The following is a 14,974-nucleotide window of genomic DNA, read 5'->3' as shown; positions in this document are numbered from 1 at the left end:
CATACTGATATACTTATCCTACAAAATAATTTATGGTACTCTTTCCCTTATTCTCTTAGTATATCAGATATTTATCCGGCTTTGTGCAACAAAGCCCAATTTTCCTATTGAATTCAGAAAAAAAATGCATGCAATTCCATAACTTCCGTATGTTTTTTCAAACAGATACAATAAAACCTAGATATTTACCTTATAACTATTTAAAACTACTGCTTACAAATGAGTATGTATGTACATACATAAAGCTAAGATAATGTATTGATAAAAATGAATAAATAATTTTGAATATTTAAATTATAATCATAAACTAATTATTAGTAAAGATTTATGACTTAAGTATATTTTTATGATAAATCTCTTCCTAAGGAACTGTTATGGCAAGCGTATTGCCATAACAGTTACCACATGATTGAGGCATGATCCCTCATTTTTATTATTATTAATAAATATGGTTTACAACACAGATGTCTGTAAAGCATATCTTTGTTTTTCATGCCCATATAAATAAATTATCTGTCTTCTATGATATTTTAGGAATAGAAGGAGGCTCAAATGTTTAATAGACGCGAATTTCTCACAGCATCAGGTGTAGGTGGAGCGGCTTTATTCCTTGGCAATACTTCATATCTCAATGCAAAAACATTGGAGAAGGAAACAAAGAGCATGCCAGAGAATTATAACGCAAAGGACTACTCAAGTTTGATAGGAATAGATGGATTTAGTGAAAATGCTTTAAAAACCCATTTTACTCTTTACCAGGGGTATGTGAAAAATACGAATAAGCTCGTAAACGCTCTATCACAGATATTAGAAGATGGAAACATAAGCAGTCCGGAGTTTGCCGGGCTAAAGAGAAGACTTGGATGGGAATACAATGGGATGAGGCTTCATGAATATTATTTTGAAAATCTGACGAAAAACCGTACTGATATAGGAAAAACCCTTAATAAAAGGCTAAACGATGATTTTGGAAGCTATAGTGCATGGGAAAAAGATTTCAGGGCAGTAGGAGGAATGAGGGGTATAGGTTGGGCCGCTTTATATCAGGATACTACAAATGGAAAACTTGTTAATTTTTGGATAGATGAACATAATACCAACCATCTTGCAGGCGGTAACCTTATTTTAATAATGGATGTGTTTGAGCATGCCTTTATGCCTGATTACGGTATAAAGAAGACTGATTATATTGAGGCTTTCTTTAAGAATATTAATTGGTCTGCTGCGGAATCGAGATTAGCTAACCGTCCCATCCCCGCAGAGGCAAGTATGATAAAATAGGAGTAATAAGAAATCATAAAAGAATGGTGGTGGAGGCCTGAAACAATCAATTGCCAATATACGGCATCCAAAAATTGATTCCCCTCCTTTCCGGCCTCCACCCGATTTTCCATGATAGTTCCATTCATACGTTTCGTAAGTAAGAATGAAATTGAGAATGCTAAAAAATCCTTCGGCTAGTAATTTTGAAATTTATGCTAAGAAATAGAGAAGCAGATAGAAATAAATTTACTAAATAATACCCGACAGAAAATTCATGAGTCGGGTATTGTCTTTGTTGAGAAGTTTGCAGGTATATAATTCAGGGTAAAAATAGTCTTAAGCAAGGAGAAGGATATGAAAAAAATGAAATTTGTAACAGGAAATTTATTAGGAGCGCTCACTATAGGATGCGTTCTCACAGGAGCTACCTTTGCTTATGAATCTGAAAAGGATAAAGAGCCGGGACAGGGAATGATTTTTGATATAGAGATGACTTCCGATGTGGTAGAGACTTTTAAAAAGGAAATGAAAGATATTAAAGAAGGGATAATGGGAAAGGAAACAGCCCCAGGCCAAAAAGAGGAGCCTGGGAAGAAGATAATGGAAGGCCAGGATGTAGAATCTGAGAAGATGATGATGGACGGGAAACAGGTGTCTAAAAAAGAGATTATGTTTGGCAAAAGAGAGATATCCGAAGCAGAAAAGCAGTTGATGACCGGGCTAAAAGAAGGTAATGAAGGAAAGTCCAGGATAACACCTGTGCAGAGGATGGAAATAGAGAAAAGGATGGGTACCAGTTTTCTCCCTATTGCCATAAAAGAACCTTTTGACATGATGATGGAAAAGATGAAAGCTGCAAAACCCGAAGCGGCAAAACTGCATAATGCCTTACTTGAAGAACGCTATGACCTCAGTAACAAACCGGCTCAGGGTATAAAAATGTCCCGGGGTAAACCGGTACAGGAGGGCGTACGGGTAAAACTGGCAGCAGGAGGTATGACATGGGATAAATTAGGAATGATGAGTTCTGAAGATATCGAAAGAAAAGGACTCTTCCCTCAAGGGTTTCTGCCCTTACCTCATCCTAACCATGCAATTGGAGGCATGGTCTTTATTAAATCCGAGATTGATGAGATCAAGAGATTGGAGGATAGAGACTTGAATCGGTTTGATGTGGATTTTGACCTGCCGGATCATTTTTTACCTGAATTCCCACCACCGTTATTTCTTACTACCCGGCCAGATCTCGGTGATGTTACCCAGGGCAAATTGGTAAATATTAAAAATTTTTCTGATATATTCAAGGGTATATTGAATCCTAAGCAACTTGAAGGTTTGAGGTTATTAGTAACTCCTTTTCCCCAGCAGGAATTCAACCAAACGGATGATCGCCGTACTGAACATGCAACGCTTGGAGTTGCCTGCCTGGATTGTCATGTAAACGGACATACCAATGGAAGTACAGAGCTTCTCCAGGATCTGCGTCCTCAACCATTTCGTAAACGTCTCGATACTCCAACCATGCGAGGTGTATATGCACAACAGTTCTTTGGTTTGCAGCGGTCTATTCAAACAATAGAGGATTTCAGCGAGTTTGAGCAACGGACTGCCTATTTCGATGGCGATCATGTAACGGCAGCAAAGAAGGGAGTTTTTCAGCCTGACCGGCTCCAGGTAGAAGCTATGGCTGAATTTCAGAGGATGTTGGATTTTCCTCCTGCTCCTATGCTTGATGCGTATGGCATGCTGGATCCTAAACAGAATCCAAAAGAATCAGAGACGCGTGGCCAGGCATTATTCTTCGGGAAAGCTAAATGTGGCGTTTGCCACCCAGCACCTGCCTACACAGATAACAAAAGGCACGATCTGAAACTCGAACGATTTTACGAGCCATGTTTGACCAATGGTGTAATGGCTGCCCCCGATGGTCCTGTCAAGACATTTCCCTTACGCGGTATAAAGGACTCTCCACCATATTTCCATGATGGAAGATTATTAACCCTGGATGATGCAGTAGAGTTTTTCAATCTGATTTTTGAGCTCAAACTTACCCAGGAAGAGAAGAAGGATCTTGTAGCATTCATGCTACGGCTATAAAAAATACTAGAGTGGTGGAGGTCTGAAATAATCAATCGCCAATATACGGCATCCAAAAATTGATTCCCCTCCTTTCCGGCCTCCACCTGATGTTCTCCCGGTTTTCCGTTCAGGTGATATCAAATAGATAAGATATAAGGAGAAATATATGAGAAAAAAAGCGCAGGGGTTTCGAACAATACAGTTGCTCATACTGCTTACCGCAGGATGTGTTTTATTAAGTACTGCCTGTGCACAAGAACCTGTACGCAAAAAAGATACGAAGCGAGAGCCAGCAAACAATAAGACTATAAAGAAGGAAAGCCATTCCCGATCATTGAAAAGCGCTCAATCGCATGAGGAAAAAGTACCTGGCCCAAAATTACCCGAAAACAGGGGACCGACTTTTTATTTTCCTATTATTATCAAAGAGGACTTTCCAACAGTTATGTCCAGGATGAAGGAAGAAAAACCTAAGGTAATGGAAAATCAGAGGAGTTTACTGAATGATCGCTATGACTTAAACGACCATCCGGCTACGGGCGTGACAATGTCCCGTGGTAAACCTATTCAGGAAGGCGTAAGGGTTAAACTACCTGAGCAAATGACCTGGGAAAAGCTATCCGAAATGTCACCCGAAGAAATTCGGAACAATGATTTATTTCCAAAAGGTTTCTTACCTCTTCCCCATGTGAAACATGCAGTTGGAGGTCAGGTTTTTCCGAAGTTCCATAGTGATGAAATACTGAAGCTGGAAAAGCGATCTCTTGAACGGTTTGATGTCGATTTTGATATTCCAGACCATTTTCTGCCAGAATTTCCACCTCCTATTTTCTTAACAACACGGCCATATTTAGGAGATGTATCGCAAGGAAAGCTCCTTTCCCTCAAAAATTACTACGAGATTATGACCGGCATCCTGACACCTGTTCAAATGGAGGGCCTGAGATTACTCCTCACCCCATTCCCACAACAACAATTCAATCAGACCGAGGATAGACTGGTTGAGGAGGCGAGTTTTGGTGTTTCGTGCCTGGACTGCCATGCTAATGGTCACACGAACGGCGCTTTTCATCTTAATCCCGACACCCGTCCTAATGCTGCTCGTCTTAGACTCGATAGCCCAAGTCTGAGAGGGATGTTTAACCAACAGATCCACGGTTCTAAAAGGTCATTAAGGTCTATTGAGGATTTTACAGAATTCGAGCAACGTACAGCATACTTTGACGGTGATACGGTGACTGCGGCCAAAAAAGGAACCAATCTTCCAGATCGCACCAGTCAGGTATCCTTTATGGCACAGATGCAGAATATACTTGATTTTCCACCAGCGCCAAAATTGGACGAATTCGGTATGCTTGATCCGGAAAAGGCATCAAAAGAAGAGCTTCTCGGTCAAACGGTATTCTTTGGAAAGGGACGCTGCGGAAAATGCCATCCTGCGCCATTTTACCTTGATGATAAGATGCATAACCTGAGGGTTGAGCGTTTTTATAATCCACGTATAATTCATGATCAATGGATTACTGCTGAAGGCCCTATTAAAACCTTCACCCTTCGCGGAATTAAAGATTCGCCACCTTATATGCATGATGGCCGGCTTCTGACACTCGAGGATACTGTAGAATTCTTCAATCTTATTCTGAATTTAAAGCTTACTCAGGAAGAAAAGAATGGCCTGGTAGCATTTATGCGCCAGCTATAAAAAATAGCGCGGTGGAGGTCTGAAATAATCAATTACCATCAGGGTCATGCCCACCGGAAAATTGATTCCCCTCCTTTCCGGCCTCCACCCGGTTTTCTTAGTATAATTAAAATTTACTGATGCGTATTTTTGTGAATTAAGAACGCATCGATAACAAAAAAGGAGATTTTTTTATGAAAGATCAGATGAAAATCAGCGAGGATATCACATCCTCAAGTCAGCCATCACAAGAGGAGATTAAAAAATTACCTCAGCAGGGATTTAAATCGGTAGTTAACCTCCGTACCTCAGGAGGAGAAGAAGATATGTCTTTTTCACCTCAGGAAGAGGGGGAACTTGTTCGGGAATCAGGTATGGAATATCTGAATATTCCCGTATCTTCAATAGAAGGGCCTAAGTCAGAACAAGTTGATCAATTTCGCACTGAAATTGAACATATGCCGAAACCGATATTTATTCACTGTCACACAGGAAAACGTTCCGGAGCGCTGGCCATGATATATTTAGCTTTAAAAGAGGGACTGACAGGTGAGGAGGCGCTTCAGAAAGCCGAATCAATGGGTTTTGAGTGCAATGTGCCTGGTTTAAAGGAATTTTTTATAAACTACATCAACCAAAATACCATGGCAGGCAAGAGGTAATGGGATAATTTTATACAAGATACAATTGCTTTTTTCATACAACAGCCAACAATTCCTGAAAAAACAGAGCCAACCTAAGGCAGGGCTTTAACTTCATATGCATCAAGCTAAGGATTTTTGTATCCAGGGAGCCTTCATCCTTAGCCTATAGACCTTCCAGCCCTTCGAGCCTATAATGGTTCTTATGGCTTGTAGTAGCTTGTTCCCAAACTCTGTTTGGGAACACAATTGCCTGGAAACTCTGTTTCGAGATTCCATAGTTCTGAGAGATCATACGATCAGCACCTTCTTGATTCGAGAAACAGAGTTTCTCGGACATGCATGTTCCCAAACAGAGTTTGGGAACAAGTCGGGTAGCGTTTAGCTTGATGCGTATGGGCTTTAACCTTGCCCTACAGATTCCCCAAGAGGTTTATTTTTCAATAAGGAAAGGACATAACAATGTTCCTTGAAACAATTCGTTCTGAAGGACTTGCACACCTATCGTATATTATCGGTGATAAAGGTAAGGCAGCGGTAATTGACCCCCGCCGTGATTGTGATATCTACAGAGATATTGCTTATCAGCACGATACGCAAATTACCCACATTTTCGAAACACATCGTAATGAAGATTACCTTATCGGCTCAAAAGAATTAGCGCACCAGACCGGGGCGGAGATTTATCATAGTAAACATCTTCCTTTTCAATACGGAAACCCTGTATCTGAGGGCGACTGTTTTCTATTGGGAAATTGCATCCTTCGAATACTTGAAACGCCGGGTCATACCTACGATAGTATCTCAATCATTTTAGCTGACAAAAAATTCAGCACGAGAGACCCGATAGCGGTATTTACCGGAGACGCTCTTTTTATCGGTGATGTTGGGCGCACTGATTTTTTCCCGGACAAACCTGAAGAGGTTGCAGATCTCCTGTACAATAGCATTTTTAAAAAGCTCCTTCCGATGGGCGACCAGGTAATTATTCATCCGGCACACGGCGCCGGATCTGTATGTGGCGCCGGTATTGCATCGAGAGATTTTTCAACCCTCGGTTATGAACGCAAGTACAATCCCATCCTTCAGAAGAATCGTGATGAGTTTATCAGGCATAAAGTTAACGAACATCATTATAAACCGCCCTATTTTAAGAGAATGCATAGACTAAACCAGGAAGGCGCACCTTTACTGAAAAACTTACCAAAGCCTGCACCCGGTAACGTTGAAGAATTTGATAAGACGGCTATGAACGAAGAAATGATCATACTTGATGTGCGCAGTCCAGAGGCATTTGCAGGGGCGTATATTCCCGGTAGTATTGCAATTCCTTTAGAAATGGTTCCTTCTTTTGCCGGTTGGTTTCTGCCGTACGATAAGCCAATTGGATTAATTGTTGACGGGTACGATCAGGTAGAGACTGCTGTCCGGTATTTAATACGAATCGGATATGATACTATTTTTGGTTATCTTGAAAAGGGAGTGCATAAATGGGAAATCAGCGGCCGTAAGTATGAAAGCATTCCTACTGTTTATGCAGGAGAAATTATACGGCGTATAAATACTAAAGAAGATTTCACTCTTCTGGATGTCCGGAGTAAAGAAGAATTTGAAAGAGGCCACTTGCCGAATGCTGTCAATGTTTATGTAGGTGAACTGCCTGACAATTTAGATAAAATTCCCGGAGACCATCACCCATTAACCGTATTTTGCAGCACCGGAAAAAGAGCTACCATTGCTGCTTCGCTCTTAAAAAAGAATGGATTCGAAGAAGTAGAAAATTGGCTGGGCTCAATGACTGCGTGCTCTGCGATCGGTTGCCCTATCGTAACCTAGAGATAACTGAAAGAAAAACACCCCTGATCATGGTTCTCTCATTCGGTATTTATATAAATCATACAGGAGGCTATCTTTGATAGGAGAGAGATGGAGGGCGAGACTTTAGCCTTGCCCTACAGAACGGAATAGAAAAAATTTTTTTGACAGAATTTATAGAATTTCAAGAGAAAGGTGGTGATACCTATGTGTATGAGTTGTGGTTGTGGTGAGGCAAATGCTGATCATGGGAACAAGGATCATATTACCATGGAGGACATTGAAAAAGCAGCAAAAGCAGCCGGAACGACGCCAGAGGAAGTTGTGCAAAACATACAACATACCGTACAAGAGCAAAAGAAAAGTAAACAATAACCCGTTTGATTCATTCTGACGGCGGGACACCTCATGCTGAATGGGATAAGGTATCGAATACTCCATGAGATGGTATTCATTGTGCGGTAATAAAAACACACTGTTGGCCAACCCAGGCCATGAAGCGCCCAATAACCCTAGCGCTTCACTCCACGGCCGGGCGAAGATATACCGCCCGGCCTCTCCTTATGTAAGATTTGCAATGAAATAATTCACTTAAAATCTCTCAACAATTTCTCGTTTACTTTACACGAAGTTACCGGTATACTAGCAATGAAACATCTGAATTAACCCCTGAAATTTAATTCAAGTATAGGGTTAAACGTGTATTCTATCAGCCAGTATCACTTTCATGAATTTAAGATCACACCAGGACATCGGGCAAATTATGCCACCCTCTGTAATTCTGAATTTAAAACAAACCAATGGGGCATGAAATACTCTCCTGCCAACAACTATTCGAGAGAGTATAAGATCCTCTCACTCTTCTCACATCCTCAAATCCCCGGGAGATACAAGGAGGGAAATGATATCATGTATAAGGATGGTAAATCGGTGATAGCCCAAAACTATCTTATTATGACGCACTTCGGGGGGGAAGACATTGTTGAATATTACCGGAAAAAGGATTTGCCGGACCAACGTGAAATCGGACACGTGATTCAATATTTTTCTCACGCTACGTTACCCTTACAGCACATCCATTCCAAAGGATATATTCATTCGGATATCAAACCGGGCCATCTCATTCTGAATCCTTGTACTGGTACGGTAGCGCTGATAGATCTTGAATGTACTATAAAAACAGGGGAAATTATTTGTGGTATGAGCAAGGAATATGCCTCACCGGAACAAAAACAGATGATCCGATTATTACGGAATCTCACTGATGGCGAAAACGAAAAATCTGTGCTGCAAAAAGTCCAACTGAATCCAACTTCTGACCTTTATTCTATCGGCCTGATTCTTTATCAGGTTTTAACACAAAAATTATGGCAAGAGGCAAATATCCCCCCAAAAGAAATCAACAAAACCGTTCCGGATAAATTAGACAGAATTATTTTAGGACTATTGGAGGAAGACCCTAATAATCGCATCTATTCCGCAGAAACATTAAAAGCCGAATTAGAAGCAGTATAGCTTTTATAAAGCAAGTATCTTTTTGGCGAATTCATTCCGTTTCATCTTTTCAGACAATCTTTTAGGTTTATTTCCTTCATGAAGAATAACGTATTTTTCCTGTATCATGTCACAGTGTGGTATGTCACATTCCTGTGTCATGCCACACGGATTCATTAGTATTTTACCAGCATCATTTTTATTAAATTTCATATCGTACGATAAAGCTTATAATCTTTTTTTTATTCTAAATTATTATAGCAGTACGTAAATACCATAGATTTCTCAGCCTTTGTAGCTCACTATGTTATTCTATTATTGACTTATTACGTAATAAAATTCAGTGATTCTATTAATTTGAGAAAGAAGGTTTTTAGGAATTTTCCTGACAAGATGCAATATTTTATAATTTTTTTATAGTTTGGTATGCCATTTTCTCCATATTCCCTGATCAAAAAATAGTATTTGTCCGTTAATTTATGAGATCTTTATAATTTTTGTTTGTTGGATGTTGTTTGTAAACTTTTATAATCACCTCTCATTCTTCTCCCTCACCTTATTGGAACTATCCAAAAAATCTGAATAAGAAATACTAGTCTGAGTGGTAGTAAAAAATTTAAGATTTACGCATTCACTAACAAATACCATAGTAACAGCACACCGAATAAGAGAAATTTTCTCATACCATGAGATTTATTTTCTGAATTATTTAATTCCTTAACATTTTACACAAAGGAGACATCGTATGGCTTTTAATCCCTTAAAAGAAAAAGGAATGCCTATTGAAAAACAGTTTAAAAACTGGAATGAATTGAATACCAAACCGTATGATAAGAATACCATTCATCCTTATGCAAGGACAGCCGGAATATTAATGAACGGGGTTGAGGTAGAAGGCGCCTTGTTTTCCCATCAGTTTGCCAGACATACCGATGATATGGAACTCAAGAAGAAGTTAGCATTGGTAAGAAGAATAGAGCAGTGCCAACAGAAAGAGATAAACTGGATGATACCCGCAAATGAGTCAAATCTAGAGGTAACCATAGGTTACGAGCAGGTTGCCGTTGACCTGACTGCATACCTGGCTGAAAATGAAAAAGACCCCTATGTGAAACAGGCATTTGATTTTGGACTCCTGGAGGATTTTGATCATCTCTACCGCTATGCAAATCTTATGAAACTTACCATGGGAAAGGAAGCATCATCGGTTACGAAACAATATACAGAAATAACCGTAGGGAGACCAACGGCGCTGGAACACCGTTATCCTTTTGACGACGTAAGAAGATATGCCGACAAGAATACGGCAGACCCGATGACCATCCTCCATATTCTAACGCTTCTTTCGGGTGAACAGCAGACAATGAACTTTTATATGAATATAGGCAATAGGATAGAGGATCGCACAGGAAGAGGTCTTTACCTTGAAATTGCCCAAATTGAGGAACAACACGTAACCCACTATGAGTCTTTGCTTGATCCAAAAATGAGCTGGTTTGAGCAGGCGTTTTTTCATGAATTAACCGAATGCTGGCTGTACTACTCATTGATGCAAAATGATTATGACGACAGATCGAAGAGGGTTTGGGAAAAGAATCTTGCCATGGAAATTGAACATCTCAAGCTGGCTGCGGATATGATAAAAAAATACGAAAACCGTGATCCGCAAGAGCTTATCCCTTTCGGATTCTCTCATCTCTTGTTATTTAAGTCTAATATAGCCTACGTAGGACATATACTGAGAACTCAGTATAATTACAATGCCATGGATACGGAATTTGTCCCCGGAGAACGTGTTCCCAAAGATCACAGATACTATAAGCACCAGGAAATACTGAATGCAGGAGGCGTTCCAAGCCAGGAGGTTATTGAAAGGATCATCGATAAGGAAGGACACGATTACAGGCAAGAACTGGCAGGACCGCATCCTGTTGAAGAGTACAGAGAGAAAATGGCCGTAACATAAATTTATATCCGGCTCGTTCAGGATGTAATATCCTATTGGCCGTAGCAATGTTGTTTATAGGGGCGAAGCATTTGCAAGATACAGGGCACATGAAGATGTGCCTGTTCCACAACCAGCAAATGCTTCGCCCTTATGTATTATATATATAAGCAATGAGGGTCTTCTCTGGCGTGAAAACAACCAAAAATATTTTGTCTCCCCTCTTTCACTGCCAAAACGTCGCTTAGGGAAATAAAGGAAATAATTATGAAAACAGGAATTGGGAATCATCACGAGTGCCGGTTTCGACGATTCGTTGTGGGAGATCAAGGTTTGCAAAAGTTCCGATTGCCTCGAACTTTACATAGCCCAAAGTCCGGTAAGGAGAAGCGTCGAAAGACAGATGATTCCGATGATGAATTGCCACCGGCAAACACCAAACCGCTCTCAGCGATCGTACAGTCGCTTGAAGACCGCAATCAGGGCGTCATCACGAATGTCGAATTTGATGAGGGGCTTTGGGAAGTCGAACTTCGCGAAGACGGCAGGAAGATCAAGTTATATATCGATCCCAAGACTGGAGAGACAAGACGTTGAGTAGAGAGAACAGACAAAGCTATTTAGCACCCCAGGGAAATCGCATAAAATTATCACAATAGCATCTTAAGACCTTAAGACTGTGCTTATACCCATTTAATTCTTCTTTAATAAAAAAATATTTAGCAACCGATGAAATGAGAATTTCCTCTACCCTATGCTCTTCCGTAAATTTCAGTCATCCTGAGGAGTTTTTGTGTTATGTGCGGGTCCAATTGTGTAGGTAAAAGTCTCCATAGCCAATTCTTTTGCGTGGTAGCAGGGTAATTCATGCGAGTTTCCTCGCCAAGGCCAAGAATATCCTGCATAGGAAAGATTACTAAATTTGCAACAGACGCCATTGCAAGTCTGATAAATTCCCAATGGACATCTTGCACAGATACTTCCCGTCCAATGTATCGAAACAACCTTTCTTTATCCTCCTGCGTAGCCTCTTTCTCAAACCATCCTTTTACTGTGTTGTTGTCGTGAGTTCCGGTATACACCAGACAATTCTTTATATGATTGTGTGGCGCATAGGGATTTGTAGGGAGATCCCAGCCAAAGGCAAAGAGAAGCACCCGCATGCCGGGAAAGTCAAAATGGCGAATAATTTCTCTTACGTCAGGAGTAATGGTACCAAGGTCTTCGGCAATAATGGGAAGATAAGGGAAATGTTTCAGGAGCGTGGTAAACAGATTTTCCGCCGGCGCCTCAACCCAACGCCCGTGAATAGCTGTTTTTTCTGTTGAGGGGACTTCCCAATATGCAATAAAGCCACGGAAATGATCTATTCGTATCATGTCAAAGAGATGTAAATTCTGCTGTATTCTTTGAGTCCACCAGGTATACCCTGTCTCTTTTAATCTATCCCATCGATATACAGGATTACCCCAGAGCTGCCCTGTCTTGCTAAAGTAATCGGGAGGTACACCCGCAACACAGTATGGTTGTTTTTTTTCATTAAGTTTAAATAAATCAGGATTAGCCCAAACATCTGCGCTATCATGGCACACGTAAATAGGCATGTCGCCGAATATCTGGATGCCGCGATTATTACAATAGCTTTTGAGTGAAGACCATTGTTGAAAGAACAAAAACTGAAGAAACTTTTCCATGGTAATTCTATCGTGATGCTGTTCTTTAAACATTTGTAAAGATTCTGGTTGTCTATCCCGTATTTCCCACGGCCATTCACTCCAAGCCTGTCCGTGAAAATAATCTTTCAGTGCGATAAAAAGCACAAAATCTTCAAGCCAGTATGCGTTTTCAAAACAAAATTTTTCATATTCATAGGTATTACTGCTATCTTCCTTGAAACGTTCATACGCCTGGTAAAAGAGCTTTTTTTTATATACCATGGCCTTATGGTAGTCAGCCTGATTATCCGGGAAATCCGGAGTATCTTCAACATCGCTTTTTTCGAGGAGACCGTTCCGGATCATAAGATCCGGGCTGATAAGCAAAGTATTACTTGCAAAAGCAGATACGCTATTATAAGGAGAATTACCATGGATTAAATCGGTAGGATTTAACGGAAGTATCTGCCAAAAACTTTGTTTGGTTTCTGCAAGGAAATCTGCAAACTTATAGGCCCATGTACCAAGATCACCAATTCCATACCGTGATGGGAGTGAAGTAATGTGAAGCAGAATACCGCTACCCCTTCTTTTCATATTTCTCCTCGTTTATAAATCTTACAAAATCCGGTTATATCCGTTTAAATGTATAGGAAATTCAACCTCTTCGCTTTTCGTGAAAAAGATTTTTATCTGGCAGATTCATTGCCTGTTTCATGGATCTGAGAAATGAAAATTATCACGCAATGGCCTCTTTTGTCAGCCTCTCGGCTGTTTTAATTATATCCTCAAGATCCTCCGGAGATCTTGTTTCTACATAAAATCTAACCTTTGGCTCAGTACCGGATGGTCTTATTAAGAGCCATGAACCATCCTCGAATACAATCTTTAATCCATCAGTAGTTATCACATCCTTAATCTTTTTGTTATTTTTTCCAACAGCTATTTTGTTTCCCGGGAAAAGTTTATTATTAAGACTTAACAGTTTTTCAAGAAGCGCTGTGCCTGTCAGATGACGCTCAACCATTATCGATGCCTTTTCAGGATAATAAGCTCCAAATTTCTCTTCAAGTTCGCTCAGATACTCGCTGACATTTTTCCGGATGACTGCCATCATCTCGATTGCCAGTAAAAGACCAAACATAGCATCTTTTTCGAGCGTATGGTTATAACCCGATATCCCATCGCTCTCTTCGTATGAGACAATAGCGCGCTCTTTTGCATTCGGGCGCATGTATGGCCTGAAGTTTTTGAAACCAACGACTGTCTCCCTTACCGGAATACCGAGCTTATCGGCAATAGCATTTCCAAAGTTGCTGGTAGCTACAGACTTTACCAGAACACCGGAAATATTCTTGTACGTATGCAAAAAATGCAGAGCCATAGCTCCAAAGTGGTTCATAGAAATATCCGCTTTCCCATCGGTAAATCTTATCCGGTCGCCGTCAGGATCCATTATTACACCTAATTTAAACCTGCTTTCACTCTTTTCCAGGGAATTGAGCACCAATCGCATATTCCTTGGCGAGGGTTCCGGGGGTATACCTCCGAACAGGTAGTCATCTTCAGTCCTTAAATATTTTATCTTGGGACTTTCTCCCAGCAGCATGTTTGGTCTTCCCCTTGTAGCGCCGTGAACATGGTCAATACAGATAAAACAATCTTCCTCTTTTATAAAACGCCTTATCTTCTCAATGTCCAAAGTGCCACGTTCCCTGAGAAAATCCTCATAAAGCTGTATCGTATTTATTTCCTGGAAACCTTCGGGCTTTACCTCTTCTATCATTGCATTCTCTGTCATCAGTATATTTGCATTTTTCTCTATAATGTCTGTTATTTCGGCGCCCGCAGGACCACCATCAGACGGGTTAAATTTAAACCCCGAATAATTAGCCGGATTGTGTGAAGGAGTAAGGTTTATGGAGCATGCTGTATTCAACATCGTGATGGCAGCAGAAAATTCAGGCGTAGTAGCTTCGTCTGCATAATAGACTTTTATCCCTTCTCTTGTAAGTAACCCCATTACTGACGAGGCAAATTCAGGCCCTAAGAACCTGTTATCATGACCTACAATCACCCCGCGTTCCCTCATATCATCAAAACCCTTTACCCCCAATGCCTCCATCAATCTCGCTCCACCGGTCTTGAACATCTCAATAATTGCACTCGTTACCACACGCACATTGTGAAAGGTGAAATCCGTACCTATCTCACCCCTCCAGCCTGAAGTTCCGAAAACGATCTTTGCTGGTGCAGTATTTTCTCCTGCAAACCTTTCTATCTCTTTCAAAAGATCTGCGTTCTCTTTTACATTCGAAAGGATAACCTTCCAGCATCCCGCTGCATCATGAAAATCGTTTCTTTTCATATTACTCCTCCCTGGTAGTATCATGCATTGATT

At 40.6% G+C, this 14,974-nt stretch carries 12 protein-coding genes; 9 read left to right on the top strand and 3 right to left on the bottom strand.

Annotation, left to right across the window (positions count from 1 at the left end; genetic code table 11):
• Nucleotides 1-552: 552 nt before the first annotated feature.
• The 7 genes from FBQ94_RS07145 to FBQ94_RS07115 all read left to right on the top strand — a co-directional run bounded on the left by FBQ94_RS07145 (nt 553) and on the right by FBQ94_RS07115 (nt 8,994).
• The gene (locus FBQ94_RS07145) at nt 553-1,281 is read left to right on the top strand and encodes a Fe-Mn family superoxide dismutase (RefSeq protein WP_007221080.1); all 729 of its coding nucleotides are present in this window, start codon (nt 553-555) and stop codon (nt 1,279-1,281) included.
• Between the two features lie 336 nt (nt 1,282-1,617).
• The gene (locus FBQ94_RS07140) at nt 1,618-3,360 is read left to right on the top strand and encodes a hypothetical protein (RefSeq protein ID WP_007221079.1); all 1,743 of its coding nucleotides are present in this window, start codon (nt 1,618-1,620) and stop codon (nt 3,358-3,360) included.
• Nucleotides 3,361-3,508: 148 nt separating this feature from the next.
• Nucleotides 3,509-5,044, top strand: a complete 1,536-nt coding sequence (locus FBQ94_RS07135; RefSeq protein WP_007221078.1) for a hypothetical protein — start codon at nt 3,509-3,511, stop codon at nt 5,042-5,044.
• A 173-nt stretch (nt 5,045-5,217) separates the two neighbouring features.
• Nucleotides 5,218-5,685, top strand: a complete 468-nt coding sequence (locus FBQ94_RS07130; RefSeq protein WP_007221077.1) for a protein tyrosine phosphatase family protein — start codon at nt 5,218-5,220, stop codon at nt 5,683-5,685.
• Between the two features lie 441 nt (nt 5,686-6,126).
• The gene (locus FBQ94_RS07125; protein ID WP_007221076.1) at nt 6,127-7,500 is read left to right on the top strand and encodes an MBL fold metallo-hydrolase; all 1,374 of its coding nucleotides are present in this window, start codon (nt 6,127-6,129) and stop codon (nt 7,498-7,500) included.
• A gap of 186 nt (nt 7,501-7,686) precedes the next feature.
• Nucleotides 7,687-7,854 (top strand): hypothetical protein, encoded by a 168-nt coding sequence (locus tag FBQ94_RS07120; protein WP_007221075.1) that lies wholly within the window; start codon nt 7,687-7,689, stop codon nt 7,852-7,854.
• Between the two features lie 324 nt (nt 7,855-8,178).
• The gene (locus tag FBQ94_RS07115; protein ID WP_007221074.1) at nt 8,179-8,994 is read left to right on the top strand and encodes a protein kinase domain-containing protein; all 816 of its coding nucleotides are present in this window, start codon (nt 8,179-8,181) and stop codon (nt 8,992-8,994) included.
• Between the two features lie 3 nt (nt 8,995-8,997).
• Here FBQ94_RS07115 and FBQ94_RS07110 read toward each other — a convergent pair whose 3' ends face one another.
• Nucleotides 8,998-9,186: a hypothetical protein gene (locus FBQ94_RS07110; protein ID WP_040543590.1), complete on the bottom strand. Its 189-nt coding sequence runs from the start codon at nt 9,184-9,186 to the stop codon at nt 8,998-9,000.
• Nucleotides 9,187-9,718: 532 nt separating this feature from the next.
• On the opposite strand from FBQ94_RS07110, the gene FBQ94_RS07105 reads away from it, so the two are divergent.
• A complete protein-coding gene (locus FBQ94_RS07105; protein WP_007221072.1) occupies nt 9,719-10,939 on the top strand; it encodes a ferritin family protein in 1,221 nt (406 codons plus the stop codon).
• Nucleotides 10,940-11,185: 246 nt separating this feature from the next.
• Nucleotides 11,186-11,515, top strand: a complete 330-nt coding sequence (locus tag FBQ94_RS07100) for a PepSY domain-containing protein (RefSeq protein ID WP_051006161.1) — start codon at nt 11,186-11,188, stop codon at nt 11,513-11,515.
• Nucleotides 11,516-11,670: 155 nt separating this feature from the next.
• Here the strand turns inward: FBQ94_RS07100 and malQ are convergent, their stop codons facing one another.
• Both malQ and FBQ94_RS07090 read right to left on the bottom strand, forming a co-directional pair.
• On the bottom strand, nt 11,671-13,170 hold the full coding sequence (gene malQ / locus FBQ94_RS07095) for a 4-alpha-glucanotransferase (protein WP_007221070.1): 1,500 nt from the start codon (nt 13,168-13,170) through the stop codon (nt 11,671-11,673).
• 142 nt (nt 13,171-13,312) lie between these two features.
• Nucleotides 13,313-14,941, bottom strand: a complete 1,629-nt coding sequence (locus tag FBQ94_RS07090; RefSeq protein ID WP_007221069.1) for a phosphohexomutase domain-containing protein — start codon at nt 14,939-14,941, stop codon at nt 13,313-13,315.
• Between the last annotated feature and the right edge of the window lie 33 nt (nt 14,942-14,974).

It is taken from the genome of Candidatus Jettenia sp. AMX1, assembly GCF_030263775.1.
Lineage (GTDB): Bacteria > Planctomycetota > Brocadiia > Brocadiales > Brocadiaceae > Jettenia > Jettenia caeni.
The sequence above is the reverse complement of the archived record's forward strand: the minus strand, read 5'-3'. Positions and strand labels throughout refer to the sequence as shown.